This window comes from Brevundimonas sp. MF30-B (assembly GCF_004683885.1).
In the GTDB taxonomy this organism is placed as follows: Bacteria; Pseudomonadota; Alphaproteobacteria; order Caulobacterales; family Caulobacteraceae; genus Brevundimonas.
This window is the reverse complement of record NZ_CP038440.1, coordinates 1,382,121-1,403,764: the sequence shown is the minus strand read 5'-3', so window position 1 is coordinate 1,403,764 and position 21,644 is coordinate 1,382,121. Positions and strand designations below refer to the sequence as shown.

At 67.7% G+C, this 21,644-nt stretch carries 20 protein-coding genes; 8 read left to right on the top strand and 12 right to left on the bottom strand.

Annotated features, from left to right (window positions below; all coding sequences use genetic code 11):
- Positions 1-6 precede the first annotated feature (6 nt).
- Genes hutU through hutH form a run of 3 tightly spaced genes read left to right on the top strand, consistent with a single transcriptional unit; the run spans position 7 to position 4,110 of the window.
- Positions 7-1,683, top strand: a complete 1,677-nt coding sequence (gene hutU / locus E4M01_RS07045; protein ID WP_135061512.1) for a urocanate hydratase — start codon at positions 7-9, stop codon at positions 1,681-1,683.
- A gap of 21 nt (positions 1,684-1,704) precedes the next feature.
- On the top strand, positions 1,705-2,556 hold the full coding sequence (locus E4M01_RS07040) for a bile acid:sodium symporter family protein (protein WP_135061514.1): 852 nt from the start codon (positions 1,705-1,707) through the stop codon (positions 2,554-2,556).
- Positions 2,557-2,583: 27 nt separating this feature from the next.
- A complete protein-coding gene (gene hutH / locus E4M01_RS07035) occupies positions 2,584-4,110 on the top strand; it encodes a histidine ammonia-lyase (RefSeq protein WP_135061516.1) in 1,527 nt (508 codons plus the stop codon).
- Here hutH and E4M01_RS07030 read toward each other — a convergent pair.
- Both E4M01_RS07030 and E4M01_RS14500 read right to left on the bottom strand, forming a co-directional pair.
- A complete protein-coding gene (locus E4M01_RS07030) occupies positions 4,107-5,675 on the bottom strand; it encodes an ABC-F family ATP-binding cassette domain-containing protein (RefSeq protein ID WP_245158140.1) in 1,569 nt (522 codons plus the stop codon). The genes hutH and E4M01_RS07030 overlap by 4 nt on opposite strands.
- The gene (locus E4M01_RS14500; RefSeq protein ID WP_245158141.1) at positions 5,641-5,778 is read right to left on the bottom strand and encodes a hypothetical protein; all 138 of its coding nucleotides are present in this window, start codon (positions 5,776-5,778) and stop codon (positions 5,641-5,643) included. The genes E4M01_RS07030 and E4M01_RS14500 overlap by 35 nt, the downstream gene beginning before the upstream one ends.
- A gap of 130 nt (positions 5,779-5,908) precedes the next feature.
- Between E4M01_RS14500 and E4M01_RS07025 the strand changes: the two genes are divergently transcribed.
- Entirely contained in the window at positions 5,909-6,346 is a 438-nt protein-coding gene (locus tag E4M01_RS07025) for a hypothetical protein (RefSeq protein WP_135061518.1), read from the top strand.
- A gap of 97 nt (positions 6,347-6,443) precedes the next feature.
- Positions 6,444-9,386 carry an excinuclease ABC subunit UvrA gene (uvrA, locus tag E4M01_RS07020; RefSeq protein ID WP_135061520.1) on the top strand — a complete coding sequence of 981 codons (2,943 nt, stop codon included), beginning with the start codon at positions 6,444-6,446 and terminating at the stop codon, positions 9,384-9,386.
- Positions 9,387-9,392: 6 nt separating this feature from the next.
- Here the strand turns inward: uvrA and E4M01_RS07015 are convergent, their stop codons facing one another.
- Both E4M01_RS07015 and E4M01_RS07010 read right to left on the bottom strand, forming a co-directional pair.
- The gene (locus E4M01_RS07015; protein WP_135061522.1) at positions 9,393-10,280 is read right to left on the bottom strand and encodes a hypothetical protein; all 888 of its coding nucleotides are present in this window, start codon (positions 10,278-10,280) and stop codon (positions 9,393-9,395) included.
- 31 nt (positions 10,281-10,311) lie between these two features.
- Positions 10,312-11,244, bottom strand: coding sequence for a hypothetical protein (locus tag E4M01_RS07010; protein WP_135061524.1), 933 nt, complete (start codon positions 11,242-11,244; stop codon positions 10,312-10,314).
- A 97-nt stretch (positions 11,245-11,341) separates the two neighbouring features.
- Between E4M01_RS07010 and trmFO the strand changes: the two genes are divergently transcribed.
- The 3 genes from trmFO to E4M01_RS06995 are packed head-to-tail and all read left to right on the top strand — an operon-like array spanning position 11,342 to position 13,835.
- Positions 11,342-12,730, top strand: coding sequence for a methylenetetrahydrofolate--tRNA-(uracil(54)-C(5))-methyltransferase (FADH(2)-oxidizing) TrmFO (gene trmFO, locus E4M01_RS07005; RefSeq protein ID WP_135061526.1), 1,389 nt, complete (start codon positions 11,342-11,344; stop codon positions 12,728-12,730).
- A complete protein-coding gene (locus tag E4M01_RS07000; RefSeq protein ID WP_135061528.1) occupies positions 12,730-12,933 on the top strand; it encodes a hypothetical protein in 204 nt (67 codons plus the stop codon). Before trmFO ends, E4M01_RS07000 begins: the two co-directional genes overlap by 1 nt.
- Positions 12,933-13,835: an oxygenase MpaB family protein gene (locus E4M01_RS06995; RefSeq protein WP_135061530.1), complete on the top strand. Its 903-nt coding sequence runs from the start codon at positions 12,933-12,935 to the stop codon at positions 13,833-13,835. Before E4M01_RS07000 ends, E4M01_RS06995 begins: the two co-directional genes overlap by 1 nt.
- Positions 13,836-13,843: 8 nt before the next feature.
- Here the strand turns inward: E4M01_RS06995 and E4M01_RS06990 are convergent, their stop codons facing one another.
- The 8 genes from E4M01_RS06990 to serS form a co-directional block, all read right to left on the bottom strand.
- Complete coding sequence (locus E4M01_RS06990) at positions 13,844-14,473, bottom strand: squalene/phytoene synthase family protein (RefSeq protein WP_135061532.1); 630 nt, start codon at positions 14,471-14,473, stop codon at positions 13,844-13,846.
- A gap of 7 nt (positions 14,474-14,480) precedes the next feature.
- A complete protein-coding gene (gene secF / locus E4M01_RS06985) occupies positions 14,481-15,473 on the bottom strand; it encodes a protein translocase subunit SecF (protein WP_135061534.1) in 993 nt (330 codons plus the stop codon).
- Positions 15,473-17,065: a protein translocase subunit SecD gene (gene secD, locus E4M01_RS06980; protein WP_135061536.1), complete on the bottom strand. Its 1,593-nt coding sequence runs from the start codon at positions 17,063-17,065 to the stop codon at positions 15,473-15,475. The genes secF and secD overlap by 1 nt, the downstream gene beginning before the upstream one ends.
- Before the next feature lie 39 nt (positions 17,066-17,104).
- Positions 17,105-17,419 (bottom strand): preprotein translocase subunit YajC, encoded by a 315-nt coding sequence (gene yajC / locus E4M01_RS06975; protein WP_135061537.1) that lies wholly within the window; start codon positions 17,417-17,419, stop codon positions 17,105-17,107.
- Between the two features lie 122 nt (positions 17,420-17,541).
- Positions 17,542-18,579 carry a M23 family metallopeptidase gene (locus E4M01_RS06970; RefSeq protein ID WP_135061538.1) on the bottom strand — a complete coding sequence of 346 codons (1,038 nt, stop codon included), beginning with the start codon at positions 18,577-18,579 and terminating at the stop codon, positions 17,542-17,544.
- Positions 18,580-18,700: 121 nt separating this feature from the next.
- Complete coding sequence (locus tag E4M01_RS06965; protein WP_135061539.1) at positions 18,701-19,345, bottom strand: protein-L-isoaspartate(D-aspartate) O-methyltransferase; 645 nt, start codon at positions 19,343-19,345, stop codon at positions 18,701-18,703.
- Positions 19,342-20,130 carry a 5'/3'-nucleotidase SurE gene (gene surE, locus E4M01_RS06960; protein ID WP_135061540.1) on the bottom strand — a complete coding sequence of 263 codons (789 nt, stop codon included), beginning with the start codon at positions 20,128-20,130 and terminating at the stop codon, positions 19,342-19,344. The genes E4M01_RS06965 and surE overlap by 4 nt, the downstream gene beginning before the upstream one ends.
- Positions 20,130-21,623 (bottom strand): serine--tRNA ligase, encoded by a 1,494-nt coding sequence (serS, locus tag E4M01_RS06955; protein WP_135061541.1) that lies wholly within the window; start codon positions 21,621-21,623, stop codon positions 20,130-20,132. The genes surE and serS overlap by 1 nt, the downstream gene beginning before the upstream one ends.
- Between the last annotated feature and the right edge of the window lie 21 nt (positions 21,624-21,644).

Here is a 21,644-nt window from a genome sequence, read left to right as displayed (position 1 = left end):
GGGATCATGACGACTCAACCGAACACGCAGCCGAATACGAGAGTGGTTCGCGCCCCGCGCGGGCCTGAGATGACGGCGAAGACCTGGGCCGCCGAGGCGGCGTTGCGGATGCTGATGAACAACCTCGACCCCGAGGTGGCGGAGCGGCCCGAGGACCTGGTGGTCTATGGCGGCATCGGCAAGGCGGCGCGCGACTGGCCGTCGTTCGACCGCATCGTCGAGCAGCTGCGCGCGCTGGCGCCGGACGAGACCCTGCTGGTCCAGTCAGGCAAGCCGGTCGGGGTGTTCCGCACTCACGCCGACGCGCCGCGCGTGCTCATCGCCAATTCCAACCTGGTGCCCAAATGGGCGACCTGGGAGCATTTCAACGAACTCGATCGCAAGGGCCTGGCCATGTACGGCCAGATGACCGCCGGGTCGTGGATCTACATCGGCACCCAGGGCATCGTTCAGGGCACCTATGAGACCTTCATGGAGGCGGGCCGCCAGCACTATGGCGGCGACTGGTCCGGGAAATGGATCCTGACTGCGGGCCTCGGCGGCATGGGCGGGGCCCAGCCTTTGGCGGCGACCATGGCCGGGGCGTCCTGCATCACCATCGAATGCCAGCGTAGCCGCATCGAGTTCCGCCAGCGGACCCGCTACGTCGACGTCATGGCCGAGACGCTGGACGAGGCCCTGGAGCTGCTGGAGCAGTCGCTCAGGGACAAGGCGCCGCTGTCGATCGGCCTGCTCGGCAACGCCGCCGACCTGCTGCCTGAAATGGTCCGGCGCGGCGTCCGGCCCGATCTGGTGACCGACCAGACCAGCGCCCACGACCCCATCAACGGCTATCTGCCCTCGGGCTGGACCGTCGCGGAATGGGAAGCCAAGCGCCTGTCCGACCCGGCCGTCGTCGAAGCCGCCGCCCGCGCATCAATGGCGACCCATGTTCGCGCCATGCTGGATTTCCAGGCCAAGGGCGTGCCGACCACCGACTATGGCAACAACATCCGCCAGGTCGCCTTCGACGAGGGGGTGGCCAACGCCTTCGACTTCCCCGGCTTCGTGCCGGCCTACATCCGCCCGCTGTTCTGCCGCGGAATCGGCCCATTCCGCTGGGCCGCCCTCAGCGGCGATCCGGAGGACATCCGCAAGACCGATGCGGCGATGAAAAAACTGTTTCCGGACAACGCCGGCCTGCACCGCTGGCTCGACATGGCCGGCGAGCGCATCGCCTTCCAGGGTCTGCCCGCCCGCATCTGCTGGATCGGCCTGGGCGACCGACATCGCGCGGGCCTGATGTTCAACGAGATGGTGGCGTCCGGCGAGCTGTCGGCGCCCATCGTCATCGGCCGCGACCACCTGGACTCCGGCTCGGTCGCCAGCCCGAACCGCGAGACCGAAGCCATGGCCGACGGCTCGGACGCGGTGTCGGACTGGCCCCTGCTCAACGCCCTGCTGAACACGGCCTCGGGCGCCAGCTGGGTGTCGCTGCACCACGGCGGCGGCGTCGGCATGGGCTACAGCCAGCACTCCGGCGTCGTCATCGTCGCCGACGGCACCCCCGAGGCGGCGGCCCGGCTTGAGCGCGTTCTGTGGAACGACCCCGCCACCGGCGTCATGCGCCACGCCGACGCCGGCTATGATATCGCTCTGGGCGCCGCGCGCGAGCACGCTCTGAATCTGCCCAGCGTGACCTGACGCCCGGCTCGAGGACAACCTATGGAATTCGCCGCCGTCGCCCTGCCGCTAGCCCTGGGCATCATCATGTTCGGCCTTGGGCTCGATCTGACGCCCGGGGACTTCGCTCGCGTGGCGCGTCAGCCCAAGGCCGCCGGCGTCGCCCTGGCCTGCCAACTGCTGCTGTTGCCGGCGATCTGCTTTGGCCTGGTGCTGCTGTTCCGACTGCCGCCGATCCTGGCGGTCGGGATGATGCTGCTTGCGGCCTCGCCCGGCGGCACGACCGCCAACCTCTACAGCCACCTGTTCCGCGGCGACGTGGCGCTGAACATTTCGCTGACGGCGATCAACTCGGTCATCGCCGTCGTGACCCTGCCGATCATCACCAATCTGGCGATCGCCTGGTTCCAGCCGGGTGACCTGAGCGTCGGGCTCCAGTTCGCCAAGACGCTGGAGGTGTTCATGATCGTCCTCGTCCCCGTGGTGCTGGGCATGACCGTCCGCGCGATGAAGCCGGGCTTCGCCGACGCCATGGACAAGCCGGTGCGCATCGCCTCGGTGCTGATTCTGGTGCTGGTCATTGCGGGCGCGGTGGCGAGCAGCTTCGACCTGCTGGCCTCCAATTTCCTGCTGCTGGGCGGCATAACCACGGCCTTCTGCGTGCTGAGCCTGAGCGTCGGCTACATCGTCCCGCGCTTGTTGAAGATCGCCAAGCCACAAGCGGTGGCCAGCGCGTTTGAGGTCGGCATCCACAACGCCACCCTGGCCATCGTCATCGCCCAGGGCGTGCTGGGCCGGCCCGACATGTCCCTGCCCGCCGCGATCTACGGCGTCCTGATGTTTCCGATCGCGGCCTTGTTCGGCCTGTGGGTGACCAAGCGTCGGCCCGGCTGACCGAAAAGATTGAAGAGTGAAAGCCTCATGACCCTCACCATCGGCCAGGCGCCGCTGACCCTCGCCCAGCTTCGCGCCGTCCTCGACGGTCCCGTCACCATCGCCCTTACCGACGCGGCCTGGCGGGATGTCGAGCGGGGAGCCGAGACGGTCGCCGCCATCGTCGCCGAGGGCCGCACGGTCTATGGCGTGAACACCGGCTTCGGCCTGCTGGCCAACACCTCCATCGCGCCTGACGACCTGGAGACGTTGCAGAAAAACCTTGTCCTGAGCCACGCCTGCGGCGTCGGAGAGCTCCTGTCGCCGGCGGTGACGCGCCTGTTGATGGTGCTGAAGATCGCCAGCCTGTCGCGCGGCGCCTCGGGCGTACGGCGCGGCACGCTGGAGGCGCTGATAGCCCTGGTGAACGCCGACGTTCTGCCGGTCATTCCGTCAAAGGGCTCGGTCGGCGCCTCGGGCGACCTGGCGCCGCTGGCGCACATGAGCTGCCTGTTGATCGGCGTGGGAGAGGCTCGCGCCGACGGCGAGACGCTGGACGCTGAGGCCGCCTTGGCTCGCGCCGGGCTGCAGACCGTCGTGCTTGGCCCCAAGGAAGGCTTGGCCCTGCTGAACGGGACCCAGTGCTCGACGGCCCTGGCCCTGGCCGGTCTGTTTGCGGCCGAGGCCTGTTTCGCCGCCGCAGTCGCCGCCGGCGCCCTGTCGGTCGATGCGCTGAAGGGGTCGGACGCCCCGTTCGACGCCCGCATCCACGCCCTGCGGGGCCAGCCGGGCCAGATCGACGTGGCCGCCCGCCTGCGCGCGCTCATGAGCGGCTCGGCCATTCGCGAGAGCCACCGCGACGACTGCGCCAAGGTTCAGGACCCCTACTCCCTGCGCTGCCAGCCCCAGGTCATGGGCGCGGTGCTGGACGTGCTGCGCAACGCCGCCGCCGTGCTGGCGCGCGAGGCCAACGCCGTGACCGACAATCCGCTGGTCTTCTTCGAGGACGGCGATGTCATATCAGGCGGCAACTTCCACGCCGAACCCGTTGCTTTCGCGGCCGATCAGATCGCCATGGCCCTGTGCGAGATCGGCAATATCTCCGAGCGCCGCACCTCCATCCTGGTCGATCCCAAGATGAGCGACCTGCCCGCCTTTCTGGTCAAGGAGAGCGGCCTGAACTCCGGCTTCATGATCGCCCAGGTCACCGCCGCCGCCCTAGTGGCCGAGAACCGCATGGTCGCCCACCCGTGCAGCGTCGACACCGTGCCCACCAGCGCCAATCAGGAAGACCACGTCTCCATGGCCACCCACGGCGCTCGCCGCCTGCTGGACATGGCCGAGAACACCGCCGCCGTGGTCGGCATCGAGCTTCTGGCCGCCGCCCAGGGCATTGAGTTCCACCGCCCGCTGTCCAGTTCGCCTGACCTGGAAGCCGTCTTCGCCATCGTGCGCGAAGCCGCCGCGCCCTACGCCTCGGACCACTATTTCGCGCCGGACATCGCCCGCGCCACGGACGGCGTGCGCGCCGGACGTTATCGCGCGTTCGCCGCCGACCTGCTGCCCTCGGCCTAGAGTTCGATCCGGCGATCCACGCCGACCGCGTCCAGAAAATCGGCGTCGTGGCTGACCACGACCAGGGCGCCGTCATAGCCCTTAAGCGCCGCCTCGACCGCTTCGATCGACTCCAGATCGAGGTGGTTGGTCGGTTCGTCGAGGACCAGCAGGGCCGGCGGCCGCACGCCGGTCATGACGCAGGCCAGAGCCGCGCGAAGCCTCTCACCGCCCGACAGCGTGCCCACCGTCCGGTGCGCCGCCGTGTTGCGGAACAGGAACCGCGCCAGAGCGGCGTGCGCGTCATTGGGCGATCCTTCCGGATTCAGCCGTCGCCAGGCTTCGATCAACGTCTCCTCAGGACGCAGCAGTGCGGCGTCCTGATCCAGCAGGACGGCCTGCACCGGGCGAGCGATCCGTCCGCGTGTGGGCGTCAAATCCCCGGCGATCAGCTTCAGCAGGGTTGTCTTGCCCGCCCCATTGCGCCCGGTGACGGCGATCCGCTCCGGTCCGGTTATGCGCAGCGAAAGCGGGCCGACCACGCGCCGGCCGTCCGGCGCCTGCCAGGCGGCGTCGCTCAACTCCAGCACCGCGCGGCCGGCCGTCAGCCCCGTCGACGGCATGGGGATCGACAGGGCGCGAACCCGTTCGACGCGGTCCCGCGCCTCGGCCAGCGCCGCATCGGCCTCGGCCGTCTTGCGGTCCGCCAACCTGTGCTCGCGCGCGCCTGACGTTTCTGCCCGCTCGGCCATGGCGCCGAGCAGGATGCGCGGCGCGCTTCCGCTCTGGGCGAAGGCGCGGCCCGCGCGGTCGCGGCGCGCCTTGCGCTCGACCGCCTGCTGCCGAGCGCGCGCCGCCTGATCGATGGCTCGCTCCGCCTGTTCCAGGCCGCGTGCAGCCGCCTCGCGCTCGGCGTCGCGGTGCTCGATATAGAGATCCCAACCCCCGCCATGAAGCGCCGCACCCAAGGCCGACAGCTCCACGATCCGGTCCATCCTCCGCAACAGGGCGCGGTCATGGCTTACCACCACTGCTCCGCCCGGCCACTGCTCCAGCATTCCGGCGACCGCTGCGCGGCCTTCGATGTCGAGATGATTGGTTGGCTCGTCCAGCAGCAGCAGGTCGGGCCGGTTCAGCAACAGGCCCGCCAAACGCACGCGCGTCTGCTCGCCGCCGCTGAGACTTGAGGCCAGGCGCGACAAATCCAGATTGGAGAGCCCGACGTCAGAGAGCGCGGCTTCGATGCGAAGCTCCAGCGTCCAATCCGCTTCGCCCAGATCGGCTTCGTCACCTGCGCCGGCCAAAATTCGCGCTAGACGAGCCAGACCTGCCGCCGCGCCCATCAAATCGGCGACGGTGTCGTTAGCTTGAAGATCGTGACGCTGATGTAGCCAGCCTATGCGCGTGTCACGCGTGATGGCGCCTTCGACAGGGTCGGCCTCGCCGGCGATCAGACGCAGAAGCGTGGTCTTGCCGGCGCCATTGCGGCCGACGATCCCGGTGCGTTCACGCCCAAAGGCGAGCGTCAGATTGTCGAAGAGAGACCGACCGTCAGGCGTGCGGGCCGCGACGCCGTTCAGCGTCACGAGCGCGGATGCGGACCGGCTTTGGCTTGGGTTGGGCGAGGACATAGGCGAGCACGAGCAGCGGAGCGGAAAGGGCGATGGCGATTTCCAGCGTGCTGATCATGGTCGTCTGGCCTCCGTTAGAACCTTGGCTCCAACGAGGATGGGGGCCAATGCGTTCCGGCGCAAGTGTTAACGCGATCGGCTGGCTTAGACGCTGCAGCCATGACACGGTTCGGCCGGGAGGATTCCTCATGCGCCTGTTCGCCATCGCAGTCAGTTGCGGTCTCGTCACCGCCTGCGCCCATGGGGGTGGGTCAGACGATGCGGCGATCACACCCGACTACACGCCGATCGTCAGTGACCCGGCCACGCCCAACGCGCGACTGTACGCCGACTGCTTTGTCCAGGCGACACAGAGCGGAACGTACCGTCGCGCCCATGACGGTGGGGGTGACGAACTCATCCTGTTCACATGCTCTGGCGCCCCGGCCCGCGCCTTCTACGAGGCGCTCGGTCCCTGGAGCGCGCGCATAGGGTCAGAGTTCGCTATGGACGGCCGCACCGCGCGCTCGACCGCGAAGATCCCCCGAAATCTCTATGGCGCGGACTATTGCTCGGCCCGCGACAACGCGGACCATCAATGCGTCATCAGCTTCAACGCCGGCGACTTCCTCGATCACCAGCCCTAATGTTCTCACATTGTTCTTGCTGAATCGCGCGAATTGATCCCCATATGGCAGGATCGCGCCGGAGCCGATCCGGCCCTCCCCGCGTTGCCCGGACAGCATGACCGAAAAGCATAACTTCATCCGCGTGCGCGGTGCGCGCGAACACAATCTCAAGGGCGTGGACGTCGACATCCCGCGCGAAAAGCTGGTCGTGATGACCGGCCTGTCGGGCTCGGGCAAGTCGTCCCTGGCGTTCGACACCATCTACGCCGAGGGCCAGCGTCGCTACGTCGAAAGCCTGTCGGCCTATGCGCGCCAGTTCCTGGAGCTGATGGGCAAGCCGGACGTGGACCTGATCGAAGGCCTGTCGCCGGCCATCTCGATCGAACAGAAGACCACGTCCAAGAACCCGCGCTCGACGGTCGGAACCGTCACCGAGATCCACGACTACATGCGTCTGCTGTGGGCGCGCGTGGGCGTGCCCTATTCGCCCGCCACCGGCCTTCCGATCGAGAGCCAGACGGTGTCGATGATGGTCGACCGCCTGACCGCCCTGCCCGAGGGCGAGCGCATCCTGCTGCTGGCCCCCGTCGTGCGCGGCCGGAAGGGCGAGTACAAGAAGGAGATGGCCGAATGGCAGCGTCAGGGCTTCCAGCGGCTCAAGGTCGATGGCGAGTTCTACGCCATCGAGGACGCGCCCACGCTAGACAAGAAGTTCAAGCACGACATCGACATCGTCGTGGACCGCATCGTCACCAAGCAGGGACTTGAGGGCCGCTACGCCGACAGCCTGCAGACCGCGCTGGGCCTAGCGGACGGCATTGCCGTGGCGGAATGGGCCAATGCCGACGAAGGCCAGGAGCCGCGCCGCATCACCTTCTCCGAGAAGTTCGCCTGCCCGGTCTCGGGCTTCACCATCAGCGAGATCGAGCCGCGCCTGTTCTCGTTCAACAACCCGTTCGGCGCCTGTCCGGTGTGCGACGGCCTGGGCGTCAAGCTGGCCTTTGACGCCGATCTGGTGGTGCCCGACCGCGACAAGACCCTGCACAAGGGGGCGGTCTCGCCGTGGTCGCGTGGCCCGTCGCCGCTCTACACCCAGACGCTGCAGTCGTTGGCCCGGCACTACGGCTTCTCGATGGACAAGCCCTGGCGCGAACTGCCGGAGAAGGCGCAAGCCGTGATCCTGCGCGGGTCCAAGGGCGAAAAGATCAAGTTCACCTACGACGACAACGCCCGGAAATACGAGACCTCCAAGGCGTTCGAAGGCGTCCTGCCGAACCTGGAGCGGCGCTGGCGCGAGACCGACAGCGCCTGGGTGCGCGAGGAGCTGGGCCGCTATCAGTCCGAAACGCCCTGCGAGGCCTGCGGCGGCAAGCGGCTGAAGCCCGAGGCCCTGGCGGTCAAGGTGGCCGGCGAGGACATCGCCGAGATCAGCTGGCTGTCCATCTCCAAGGCCTATCTGTGGTTCTCGACCCTGGAGGACAGCCTCACCGACAAGCAGATGGAGATCGCCCGGCGCATCCTGAAGGAGATCACCGACCGCCTGCGGTTCCTGAACAACGTCGGCCTGGATTATCTGAACCTGTCGCGCGCATCGGGCACCCTGTCGGGCGGCGAAAGCCAGCGCATCCGCCTGGCCTCGCAGATCGGGTCGGGCCTGACCGGCGTGCTCTATGTGCTGGACGAACCGTCGATCGGCCTGCACCAGCGCGACAACACTCGCCTGCTGGAAAGCCTTATGGGCCTGCGCGACCTGGGCAACTCCGTGCTGGTCGTCGAGCATGACGAGGAGGCCATCACCACGGCCGACTATGTCATCGACATGGGCCCGGCCGCCGGCGTCCATGGCGGTCAGATCTGCGCCCAGGGCACGCCCGCCGAAGTCATGGCCAATCCGAACTCCCTGACCGGCCAGTACCTGACCGGCGCGCGCGAGATCGAGCTGCCGCCCGAGGGCCGCCGTCCCGTCAACCGCAAGAAGATGCTGAAGATCAGCGGCGCGACGGGCAACAATCTGAAGACCGTGACCGGCGAAATCCCCGTCGGCCTGTTCACCTGCGTCACCGGCGTGTCGGGTGGAGGCAAGTCCACCTTCACCATCGAGACCCTGTACAAGGCCGCCGCCCGCCGCCTGCACAATGCGTCCGACGCCCCTGCTCCCTTCGACCGGATCGAGGGGCTGGAGCATTTCGACAAGGTCATCGACATCGACCAGTCGCCGATCGGCCGCACCCCGCGCTCGAACCCGGCGACCTACACCGGCGCCTTCGGCCCCATTCGCGACTGGTACGCCGGCCTGCCGGAGTCCAAGGCCCGCGGATACGGCCCCGGCCGGTTCAGCTTCAACGTCAAGGGCGGCCGCTGCGAGGCCTGCCAGGGCGATGGCCTGATCAAGATCGAGATGCACTTCCTGCCCGACGTCTACGTCACCTGCGACGTCTGCAAGGGCAAGCGCTACAACCGCGAGACACTGGAGATCGTCTTCAAGGGCAAGAGCATATCGGACGTTCTGGACATGACGGTCGAAGAGGCCGCGCGCTTCTTCAACGCCGTGCCGCCGATCCGCGACAAGATGCTGACGCTGGAGCGAGTGGGCCTGGGCTATGTCAAGGTCGGGCAGTCGGCCACGACCCTGTCGGGCGGCGAGGCCCAGCGGGTCAAGCTGTCCAAGGAGCTGTCGAAACGGGCGACCGGCAAGACGCTGTACATCCTCGACGAGCCGACGACGGGCCTGCATTTCGAGGACACGCGCAAGCTGCTCGACGTGCTTCAGGAGCTGGTCGAGGCCGGCAACACCATCGTGGTGATCGAGCACAATCTGGACGTCATCAAGGTCGCCGACTGGCTTCTGGACTTCGGTCCGGAAGGCGGCGACGGCGGCGGCGAGATCGTGGCCGTCGGCACGCCCGAGCAGGTGGCGGACAACGCCAAGAGCTGGACCGGCAAATACCTCAAGGAGGTGCTGGATCGTCACGAGGCGCGCAGAAAGACGCGCGTGGCCGCGCTTTCCACACTCGCCAAGCCCGCAGTGCGCAAGACGCGGGCCAAGGCCCGCGCCTGACGTCCGTCAGGCTGCGGGCCTCAGCTGGCGGTAGGCCTCGCTGAACGGCGCATAGACCACGGCGAGCTGCAGGGCCGAGAAGACGGCGTTCAGCACCGCCCAGCCGATCAGGACCGGCGCGGTCTGCGACAGAATCTGGAACACTGTCTGGCCGTCATAGGCGCCCAGCACCTCGATGCCGCCGCCGACCGCCAGTTGGATCGGCAGGCCGATGATCAGGCCCAGCAGGCTGACCAGAATGGCCATGATGAAGGCGATGATCGCCATGCCCAAGATCGGGAACACCCGCCCCTTGGTAAGGGCGAAGGACTCCATCAGTGCGAACTTGCGACGGTCCAGCGTCATCGGGACCGCCAGCGAAAGCCGCACCAGCAGCCAGATCATCGCCGCCGCTCCCGCCAGCACCAGCAGCACGACCAGCACCCAAAGCGCCGGAACGCCCGCGACCGAGATCAAGCCGGCCGCCACGCCGATCAGCCCGAAAGTCACCACGCTGGCGATGACCATGGCGATGCTGATGACGACGGTGACGCCCAGGACGCGGATCTCGTCCATCCCCAGACGCATATAGCCGAAGCGCGACTGTTCGGGCTGAAGCACCGAGCGCGCCACCGCTGTGTTCAATATGGCCCCGAACAGCAGGCCCAGCGGCATGGCGACGGCGAACAAGGCCAGATAGGCCATGCCCAGCGCCCGAGCCTCGGCCATCGACGGCTCGCCGGAGCGCTCCAGCGCCTCGACGCCGGCCATGACGCTGGTCAGCGGCCCGACCGCCAGGGCGAAAAAGATCGCGAAGAAGGCGACGTAGGCCAGGGCCCACCAGACCACAGTCATGGGGTGACGGCGCACGACGCGGAAACCCTCGAAGGCGGCGTCGCTGGCGGAAAAGCTCATGATGTCCTCCCGATGATTCCGGCGCGTCAGCTTAGCTCACGGATGCGTCGGGCGCGCCAGCGGCTTGCGGGGCTTGCGCGACCTGACGCCAGGCCGAGGCGAACGGCGCCAGCATGACGGTCTGAACTACGCCCATCATCGCCGACACCGGCACAAACATCAGTGCGACCACACCCCAGGTCCTTGCAACATCGATGCGCCAGGCGGACGGATCACCCGATGTGAAGAACCCTCCGATGTCGCCCAGCAGTCCCATGGCCCAGGCCAGACCCAGCAAGCCGGCCAACACGACGTAGAACAACATCTGCAGAACGACGGCGATCAGCACCAACAAGACGGTCAGGGCCGACAGCCGCCCCCACGACCGCCTCGCGCCACGCCATCCGGCCGCGAAAGCGAAATCGCCGGTTTCGATGGTCGCCGGGCCCATCAGCGCGATGTGGGCGAAGCCGATGACGATAGCGGCCGCCCCGATCAGCCCCAGAAACACCCAGGCCAGCCCCTGAACGGCCGGAGGCGCATGGGCGAAACTGACACCGATCAACGCCAGAATGAGCACGACCAACCCGGCCGCCAGCATCCAGCCGATGAAGACCACGATCGACACCACGGCCAGCCTCAACTCATCCAGGCTGGCGCGCAGATAAAAGGCCTTGGACCGCTCCGGGAACAGCACGGCGCGGAAGACGGCGGCCGAAACGAACACCAAGGCGGCGATCGCCACGACGTTGGTCAGGTTCGAAAGAGCCTGGAACTGCATCACCTGCGCCATGAACTCGCTGTTCATGGTCTCACTGTCGTCCCAGGCCGTGGGTGGGATCGACTGCAGCAGACCGATCGTCATCGGCACGATCAGCACATAGGGAAGCGTCAACAGCGCACCCCAGACCAGCACCGCAAGGGGTCGACGCCCCACCAGCTCGAAACCGTCGCCGAGCGCGCGCGTGACCGAAAAGGCCTTCATCGTCTTCCCCCTGTTCCCGGCCGCGATCTAAACACGACCGAAGACGCGGCGCCAACAACGGCTGACGCGGCCGACGGCGAAGGCTAGAAGGCGCCCCATGAGCACTTCTCCCTCTCCCGTTCACGTCATCGGCGGCGGCCTGGCCGGCTCCGAGGCCGCCTGGCAGATCGCCCAGGCCGGCGTTGCCGTCATCCTGCACGAGATGCGCGGCGTGCCGGGCGTCAAGACCGACGCCCACCATACGGATGGGCTCGCTGAGCTTGTCTGCTCCAACTCATTCCGCTCGGACGACTGGGAGTACAACGCCGTCGGCCTGCTGCACGCCGAGATGCGGGCCCTGGATTCGATCATCATGGGCTGCGGCGACGCCAATATGGTCCCCGCTGGCGGCGCCCTGGCGGTGGACCGGGACGGCTTCTCTCAGGCCGTGACGGCGAAGCTGGAAGCCCATCCGCTGGTCACCATCGTGCGCGAAGAGATCGCGGGTCTGCCGCCCGAGGCCTGGGACAACGTCATCGTCGCCACCGGTCCGCTGACCTCGCCGGCGCTGGCCGACGCCATACTGAAGACGACCGGCGAAGAAAGCCTCAGCTTCTTCGACGCCATCGCCCCCATCGTCCACGCCGATTCGATCGACTTCGACATCGCCTGGCGCCAGTCGCGCTACGACAAGGAAGGCCCCGGCGGAGACGCCGCCGCCTACGTCAACTGCCCGATGGACAAGGCCCAATACGACGCCTTCATCGACGCGCTGCTGAACGGACCCAAGGCCGAGTTCAAGGACTGGGAGAACGTCCCCTATTTCGACGGCTGCCTGCCCATCGAGGTCATGGCCGAGCGCGGCCGCGAGACTCTGCGCCACGGCCCGATGAAGCCGGTCGGTCTAACCAACCCGCGTGACCCGCAGGTAAAGCCGCACGCCATCGTCCAACTGCGCCAGGACAATGCGCTCGGCACCCTGTTCAACCTCGTCGGCTTCCAGACCAAGCTTAAGCACGGCGCGCAGGCCGAGACCTTCCGCATGATCCCCGGCCTGCAGAACGCCCAGTTCGCGCGCCTGGGCGGCCTGCATCGCAACACCTTCCTGAACAGCCCCAAGCTGCTGGACCGCCAACTGCGGCTCAAGGCCATGCCGCGCCTGAGGTTCGCCGGCCAGGTCACGGGCGTGGAAGGTTATGTCGAAAGCGCCGCCATGGGTCTGCTGACCGGCCGCCTCGCCGCCGCCCAGGCGCTGGGCCGCGACCTCGCGCCGCCGCCGCCCGAGACCGCCATCGGCGCCCTGGTGGAGCACATCACCGGCGGCCACCTGGAAGGCTCCAAGTTCCAGCCCATGAACATCAACTACGGCCTGCTGCCGCCGCTCGAGGCTCCGCGCGTCGACGCCGAGGGCAGGAAAATCCCGCCCAAGGACCGGGGCCGCGCCAAGAAGCGGCTGATGAGCGTGCGCGCGCTCGACGCCCTCAAGGCCTGGCGGGACGCGGCCTGATGGCGGACGAAACCGAGCTGGAGCGGCTGACCGCGCGGCGCGTCACCCTGATCTACCGCCTGGATCTGATCGCCAAGGGGGCCCAGATCACATACGACGACGGCTCGCCCGTCGACATGGCGTCCGAGAAGGCGCGGCTCGAGGCCGATGTCGCTCAGCTGGATCGCCGCATCGAAGCCCTGATGATGCGCAAGCTGCACTGATGCGCGCGCCCGGCGAACGCTCTCCGCTCGAGTTCGCCCGCCGCGCCGTCCGGCGACAGGTCACCGACGTCTTCAACGACATGGCCCGAGGCGAGCGGCCGGTGCTGCGGCGCGCCGACGCCCTGTTCGAGCCGGACTCGGTGGCGTGGCGGGTGCATGGCGACGTGGTCGGCATGCTGGCGGGCGGCATCGGCAGCCTGCTGCTGCAGATGCTGCATCCCAAGGTTCTGGCCGGCGTGTGGGACCATTCGGATTTCCGCGCCGACATGCATGGCCGCCTGCGCCGCACGGCCAAGTTCATCAGCATCACCACCTTCGATTCGGCGCCGCGCGCCGAGGCCCTGATCAGCCGGATCAATCAGGTGCACGCTGGGGTGAACGGCGTCCTGCCCGACGGCCGTCCCTATGACGCCCTGGATCCGCGCCTGCTGGCCTGGGTCCATGTGGCGGAGGCGATCTGCTTTCTGGATGGCTGGCGTCGCTATGGCGAGCCGTCGATGAGCCTGGCCGACCAGGACCGCTATTTCGCCGAGATGGCCCGCGTGGCTGAGCGGCTGGGCGCCGATCCCATTCCGCGCAGCCGGGCAGAGGCCGAAAACCTGATCGCCGAAATGCGTTCAGAGACGCTGGCCGACGCCCGCACCCGCGAAGTGCGCGACCTCGTGCTGCGTCAGGACCTGGGCAGTCCCCTAACCGCCCCGGCCGCCCGTGCCTTGATGCGGGCAGGCGTCGATCTGCTGCCCGACTGGGCGCGACGCCTGCACGGCCTGCCGCCCTCGCCGGCGGACGCTTTGGCGCGCGCCCAGACCCGCGCCATGGCCCGCTCGATCCGCTGGGCCTTTTCGACCTCGGCCAATGTTCGCGTCTGGCCGGCGGAGGTCCAGGCGTTTCCCTGGCGGTGAGCCCTCGCCTAGACCCGCCCGCGCAGCACCGCCCAGGTCAGGCGCAGGCGTTTGAACGCCTCGGGCGCCGCTGGATCGATCAGCGCCGCCGGGGCCACTGCTGGAAAAGCCGCGGCCGGAAGACCCCGCAGCGTCGCATTGGCCGCGATGCGTTGGCTCCGCGCCTCGTCGGCCCGGCCGGTCTGAGCCAGGCCGCGCATGCGGCCGGCCTCCGCCACATGGCCCTCATGACCCGGTCCCGCCAGAAGACAAGCAGCAGCCCGCATCGGCCCGACATAGAAGGCGTCCAGATCGTGCGGCTCGCCATGCACGCGGCCGATGTGCGCTTCGATCAGAGCGTCCAGCGGCGCGCGTTCAATCCCGCGTCGTTCGACGGCTCCGGTCAAGGCTTCCAGAACTGGGTGCCCCTTGCGCGGCTGGCCGGAGAACACACCGTCCATCTGATCGCGCCACCAGGCGTAGCGCATCTCGGCCAGCAGCGGCTGGGTCACGCGCGTCGGGATGGCCATCAGCTCCGCTTCGAAGGCGTAGAGCGCGATCAGGTCGGCCCGCGCCGCCTCGTCGGCGACAAAGCGGCTGGCCAGCCAGCGGTCGATGTCGGCCGCCCGGACCTGGGCGTCGAGGTCGAGTTCGGCCACGCCCGGATCAGGGCCGGCTGGCCATGCCCAGCTTGACCGGCGTGGCGTCCGCCTTGCCTCCGCTCGACCGATCCACACCCGTGAGCAGCATCAGCGGCGCGCCGACATAAATTGACGAGAACGTGCCGATGATGACGCCGAAGGCCAGGGTGATCGAGAAGCCACGCAGAGCTTCCCCGCCGAACACAGCCAGAACAACCAGCACCATGACCGTGGTCAGCCCGGTGATGATCGTTCGCGAAAGCGTCTCGTTGATCGACAGGTCGATCACGTCGCGCAGCGGCATGACTTTGTACTTGCGAAGGTTTTCGCGCAGGCGGTCAAACACCACAACGGTGTCGTTCATCGAATAGCCGATGACGGTCAGCAGGGCCGCGACCAGGTTCAGGCTGAACTCCAGACGCAGCAGGACGATCAGGCCGAACGTCAGGGCCACGTCGTGCAGCAGGCCGGCGACGGCGCCGATGCCGAACTGCCAGGGGAAGCGCACGGCGATGTAGACGAACATCAGCACCACGGCCGTTATCAGCGCCAAGACGCCGTTCAGCAGCAGTTCGCCCGAGACCTTAGAGCCCACGACGCTGACGCCGGAATAGGTTACATCGCCGACCGCTTCGGTGATCGAGGCTTCCACACGCTGGACGACTTCGGTCTGATTGGCGCCCTCGGGCACTTGGAACCGTACGATGGCGGTCGAGCCGTCATTGGCGTTGGTATCGCGGCGAGCGATGCCCTGCACCTGCACATCGCCAAGGCCCAGGCCGTTCACGGCGCCGCGAAGCTGGTCCAATTCCACGACTTGGCCGGCGGGCTTTGACACCTCCATCGAGGCGCCGCCCCGGAAGTCGATGCCGAGGTTCAGGCCGGGATAGAAGCAGCCGACGATCGCGGCGACCGTCAGAACCGCCGATAGGATTGCGAAGCTGCGCGCATATCGGACGAACCGGAAGTTCGTCTTGTGCGGCAGGATTCGAATAAGGGGCCATCCACGCATCGCCATCACTCCGCGATCGGCAGTTTTTTGGGCTTGGCGACCTTGAGCCAGTAGCCCAGCAGCACCTGGGCGACCAGAACCGCCGTGAGCACCGAGGTGAAGACGCCAATCGTCAGCGTCCAGGCGAAGCCGCGCACTGGGCCGGCGCCGAACATGAACATGATCATGGCCGCGACCAGGGTGGTCAGGTTGGCGTCGACGATGGTGCCCATGGCGCGATTGAAGCCGGCGTCCATGGAGGCGATCACCGAGCGGCCCTGACGGGCCTCGTCGCGCATGCGCTCGTAGATCAGCACATTGGCGTCCACGGCCACGGCGAAGGTCAGAATCAGGCCGGCGATGCCGGGCAGAGTCAGGGTCGCCTGAGTCAGGGACATGGCGGCGATGATCAGCAAGCCGTTCAGAATCAGGCCGACGACCGACACGCCGCCGAACAGGAAGCCGTACGACAGGATCATGAAGGCCACGATCACCAGGAAGCCCAGTGCGGTCGACAGGGCGCCGGCGGCGACGGCATCGGCGCCCAGCTCAGCGGTCACGACCCGGCGCTCCTCGACATTCAAGGGAGCGGGCAAGGCGCCGCCGTTCAAGAGATTCACCAGCTCAGACGCCGAAGCGATCGTGAAATTGCCCGTGATCTGGCCGCTTCCCCCGGTGATGGGACTGATGATGTTGGGGGCCGAGATCACCCGTCCGTCGAGAATGATGGCGAAGCGGCGACCGACGTTCTGGGCCGTGGCGTCGCCGAAGCGACGCGCGCCCTGTCCGTCGAAGCGGAAGTCGATGGCCGGCCGGCCAGACTGGTCCGACCCCACGCTGGCGCGCGTCAGGTTCTCTCCCGAGACCAGCACGCGGCGCTTGATCAGCAGCGGCTGGCCGAACTCGTCCGTCATCAGCACGGCGTCGGGCGGCACGGCCCCCGCGAGCGCCTCCTGCACCGAATTCTCGTGATCCACCATCTGGAAGGTCAGTTGCGCCGTCTGACCGATGACGCGCTCTAACTGGCTCGGATCGCTCTCGCCCGGCGCCTGCACGACGATGCGGTCGGCGCCCTGGCGGGTGATGGAGGGTTCGCGCGTGCCCAGGCTGTCGATCCGACGGCGCACGACCTCGATCGACTGGTCCACCGCCGTCGGCCCCATGGCGGCCATGGCGGCGTCGGTATAGGCGAAGCGGATGCGGTCGCCGCTCAGGCGCGAGACCGTACGCTCCGCCTGCCCGCTGGGGCCCGCCGCACGAACGGTATCGCGCAGCGCGCGCAGCCCTGCATCGATCTGGCCGGCGTTCGCCAGGCTGATGACGACGCCGTTGGACTCGCGCTGCAGGCCGCTGATCTGGACCTGAGCCTCATTCAGCGTGACGCGCGTGTCCTCGACCAGATTATCGATGCGCGCCCGCTGCATCTCAGGCACATCGACCTCGAGCAGCAGGTACGAACCGCCCTGCAGGTCGAGCCCGAGGTTGAGCGTGTTCTTGGGCAGCCAGCCCGGCAACGCGTCCCGCTGCTCCTGGGTCAGGAGGTTCGGAAAGGTGAACAGCAGCCCGAACAGCAGCGACGCCACCAGGACGATGATCTTCCAGCGCGACAGTTGAATCATGGGTTGGGTCTCGCGCCGCTACTGGGCGTCAGGGCCTGGTCAGGCCTTGGAATCGTTGGCGGCGACGGCGGTGCGGTTGCGCACCTCGGCGATCATGGTCTTGATGACGCGGACGTTCACGCCCTGGGCGATCTCGACCATGGCTTCCTCGTTTTCGACGCGGGTGACCTTGCCGATCATGCCATTGGACAGGACAACCGTGTCGCCGCGCTTGGTGGCCGAGACCTGCGCCTGATGGGCCTTCATCCGCTTTTGCTGCGGACGGATCATCAGGAAGTAGAACAGGATGAAGATGGCGACGATCGGCAGAATCTGCACGATCACGGCCGCCATGCCGCCGTCCGCTTGGGTCATGGTGTAGTCCCGACGTGTTGAGACGGCCTTCTGTGGCGGGCCGCCGTTGAAAATGAGGCGCGGAACCTAGGGCGCGCCCTGCTGATTTGCAACGCGGCGCGGCGTCCCGCCGCGACAACGTCTTATCGCGGCAACACTGTGATCGGATCAATCGCCACGGGATCATCGCCGCGCAGCTGCCGGGTCTCGAAATGGATCGAGGGTCGACCGTCGCCAGCAGTGAGGCCGACGGTGCCGATCTGCTGACCTGCGCGCACTTCTTCGCCGTCTCGCACGGTGGCCGAACCCAGATGACCGTAGACCGTGCGCCAGCCGTTGGTGTGAGCGATCAGAACGACGAGGCCCTGTCCGACAAGATCGTCGCCGACATAGGCGACGCGGCCGCCAGCTGCCGCGCGAACCTCGGCCCCCGCCGGCGCGCCGATGTTGACGCCGTTGTTGCGCTCGCCCATGCCCATCGGACCGAACGGCCTCACGATGTCGCCCCGAACGGGCCACTGGAAGCCGGGCGCGCCGTCAGCGATCGATCCGATCGCGGCCTGAGCCGCCGGCGTACGCGCGGGTGGCGGCAGAGCAGCGTTGCCTGACGGCGGAGGCGGGGGCGGAGGAGGAGGCGCGCCGCGCTCTGGCACATAGACCCCCACCGGCGAGGGCCCGGTGGCGTAGGGGTCGCGGCCAGTGTCGACTGCGGCTTCCGGCAGGATCAGCCGCCTTCCAGCGCTCAGCGTGCCGCGCGGCCCCAGTCCGTTCAGATCGATCAAGACCTGCACCGGCGTCTGGAACCGCCGGCCGACGCCAGACAGGGTGTCGCCCGGTTGAATCTCGTAGCTGGCGCCGGGCGCCATGGACGTCGATGGCGGCGCAGCCGGCGCGGGCGGCGAATAAGCGGGCTGCCGGTTCAAGTCCGTCGCCGTCGCTCCCGCCGGCGGCAGGGCGCCGCCCTCGATTGATCCAACAGGCGCCGTCGCGGGCGGTCCTTCAGGGATCGGCGGGGGGGTCGTGTAACCGCCCGGCTGCCCATACGGCGCTTGCCCGGCTTGGCCGTAGCCCGGCATGGGCCTCGTGGAATAGGTCGGCTCGCTCGGATAGCTGGCGCAGGCGGCCGCCGTCAGCGCTCCGCTCGCGATCATCATCGCCTTGCCCGCGCGTCCAAGCCGCATGCCGCCGTCTCCATACATGGTGAATCTTGCCCGGACCCTGCCCTGCCCGACCGGATCAGCCAAGCCGCAAAACCGCGCGAAAGTGGGGCGGAAGGGTTAACGCCGGCGCTTTCGCCCGGCGCTAGGCCTCCTTCGCCGTCCCTTCGACCAACGGCACGAACCGAACTTCAGTCAGGGTCTCGCGATGAAACGAGCCGTCTTCCTGGCCCGCGTAGCGGTGCAGCATCTGCACCGAGGTGCGGCCCACGGGCGCGACCAGCACGCCGCCGGGCTTCAGCTGCTTCAGCAATTCGGTAGGCTCGGCGGGCGAGGCGGCGGTGACCATGATGCGGTCGAACGGGGCCTGTTCAGGCCAGCCCAGGCCGCCGTCGCCGTGGCGGGTGAAGACGTTGTCGACGCCCAGCTGGCGCAGCTTGCCCTCGGCCTCGTTCAGCAGGCTTCGATAGCGTTCGACTGAGTAGACAAAGCGCGCCAGCCGGCTCAGCACCGCGCACTGATAGCCCGAGCCCGTGCCGATCTCGAGCACGCGGTGGCGTGGGCGTACGTCCAGCGCCTGGGTCATCAAGCCGACGATGTACGGCTGGCTGATCGTCTGGGCGCAGTCGATGGGCAGGGCTTGGTCCTCCCAGGCCTGATCCAGGAACTTCTCGTGCACGAAGACGGCGCGGTCGATCGACTCCATCGCCTGGAGCACGCGCTGGTCCGTCACGCCCTGTCGCCGCAGCGACAGGATCAGACGACCGGCGCGCTCGTCGTCCATTTTCATGCCGGGCCTCGCGGCGGCGCGCCGCCCAGGACCTTCTTCAGGTCATTGACGCTGCGCATGTGGGTCAGGTCGATATGCAGCGGCGTGACCGAGATGCGGCCCTCGTCCATGGCGCGCAGGTCGGTGCCCTCGGCGTGCACCTGTTCGGCGCCGCGGAAAGCCATCCAGTAGTAGTCGCGCCCGCGCAGGTCGGTGCGGCGGATGGCGTGCATCTCGCCGATGTCGCGGAAGCCCTGGGTCGTGACCTCGACCGCCTTGACCAGTTCGGGCGGCAGTTTGGGGAAGTTGACGTTCATGACCACGCCGTCCTCCCACTTCTGTTCCAGAAGGCGGGCGATGATGCCCGGCGCAAAGGCCTCGGCGGTGTCCCAGCGAGCCTGAACCTCGTCGTGGAAGCGCTCCAGGCTCTGGCTCAGGGCGATGGAGCGGATGCCGAACGCCATGCCCTGCAGCGCGCCCGCCACCGTGCCGGAATAGCTGACGTCCTCGCCGACGTTGTGTCCGCGATTCACGCCTGACAACAGCAGGTCGGGGCGATGGTCCGCCATCAGCTCATTGACCGCCAGGATGACGCAGTCCGTCGGCGTGCCCGTCACCGCGAATCGCTTGTCGCCCAGCCGATTGACGCGCAGCGGTTCGCTCAGGGTGATGCCGCGCCCCTTGGCCGACTGCTCGGTCTGAGGCGCGACGATCCACACGTCGTCGGACAGGGTGCGGGCGATCCGCTCAAGGCACGCCAGGCCCTCGGCCTCGATGCCGTCGTCGTTGGTCAGCAGAATCCGCATCAGGCGCCCACGTGCGTCAGGCCGCCCATGTACGGCTGCAGCGCCGCCGGCACGGCGATGCGGCCGTTCTCGTCCTGATAGTTCTCCATGATGGCGACAAGAGTACGACCGACCGCCAGGCCCGAGCCGTTCAGCGTGTGCACGAACTCGGTTTTCTTCTCGCCGGCGCGTTTGAAACGCGCATCCATCCGCCGCGCCTGGAAGTCTCCGCAGTTCGAGCAGGAGCTGATCTCGCGATAGGTCGCCTGGCTGGGCAGCCAGACCTCCAGATCGAAGGTCTTCCGTGCCGAAAAGCCCATGTCCCCCTTGCACAGCAGCATGCGCCGGAACGGCAGCTCCAGGCGTTTCAGCACCGCCTCGGCGCAGTTGGTCATCCGCTCGTGCTCGGCTTCGGAGTCCTCAGGCCGGGTGATGGAGACCAACTCGACCTTGGAGAACTGGTGCTGGCGGATCAGCCCGCGCGTATCGCGCCCCGCCGACCCCGCCTCGGCCCGGAAGCAGGGCGTCAGGGCGGTCAGGCGCATGGGCTGGGCGAGCTCGTCCTCGGCGAGGATCTGCTCGCGCACGAGGTTGGTCAGGGAGACCTCGGCGGTGGGGATGAGGAAATGCCGCTTGGCGACCATCCGCGGTTTTAGCGCATCGATTATGTCTTTTGCGGAGGCATTCGGTCGATTCGGGATACCGAACCGCAGCCCCCCATCGTTCGAAACGCCTATTATTAGGTCGCTGGCATCAGCGAGAAATTCCTCAGTGAGTAGGTCGAAGTTTGGCTCGCCTTTTTCAGACCAATCGCGGTGGAAGTCTCCTTCGATAAGGCTTGAGGCGAAGAAGAGGTCGTTCTCGAACTTCGGCAGCTGCCCGGTTCCGAACATTGCCTCGTCGCGCACGAGATACGGCGGGTTCACCTCCAGATAGCCGTGCTGGTCGGTCTGCATGTCCAGCATGAACTGGCCGACGGCGCGTTCCAACCGGGCCAGTTGGCCCTTCAAGACGGCGAAGCGCGCGCCCGACATTTTCGCGGCGGCTTCGAAGTCCAGCAGGCCCAGGGCCTCGCCCAGATCGGCGTGATCCTTGGCGGGGCCGGTGCGGCGAGGTTCGCCCCAGACGCCGACCTCGACATTGCCCGCCTCGTCGGCGCCGTCCGGCACGTCGTCGGCGGCCAGGTTTTTTTGCGCTTCAAGGATGTCGCGCAGCGCCTTGCCGGCCCGCGCCTCGATCTCGGCCTGGGCGGCGATGTCGGACTTCAGAGTCTCGACCTCGGCCTTCAGCCGGTCGGCCTCGGCCATGTCCTTCTTGCCCATGGCCGCGCCGATGGCCTTGGAGGCGGCGTTGCGCTTGGACAGGGCGTCCTGCCCGGCCGTCTGGGCCGCGCGCAGCTGCGCATCGAGCGCCAGCAGTTGCTCGACCACCGCGGCGGCGTCATCCACCCCGCGCGACGACCAGCCCGCGACATAGGCGTCGGGGTTTTCGCGGATGGCTTTGATGTCGTGCATGGCGGCGTCTTCGGGTGGTCA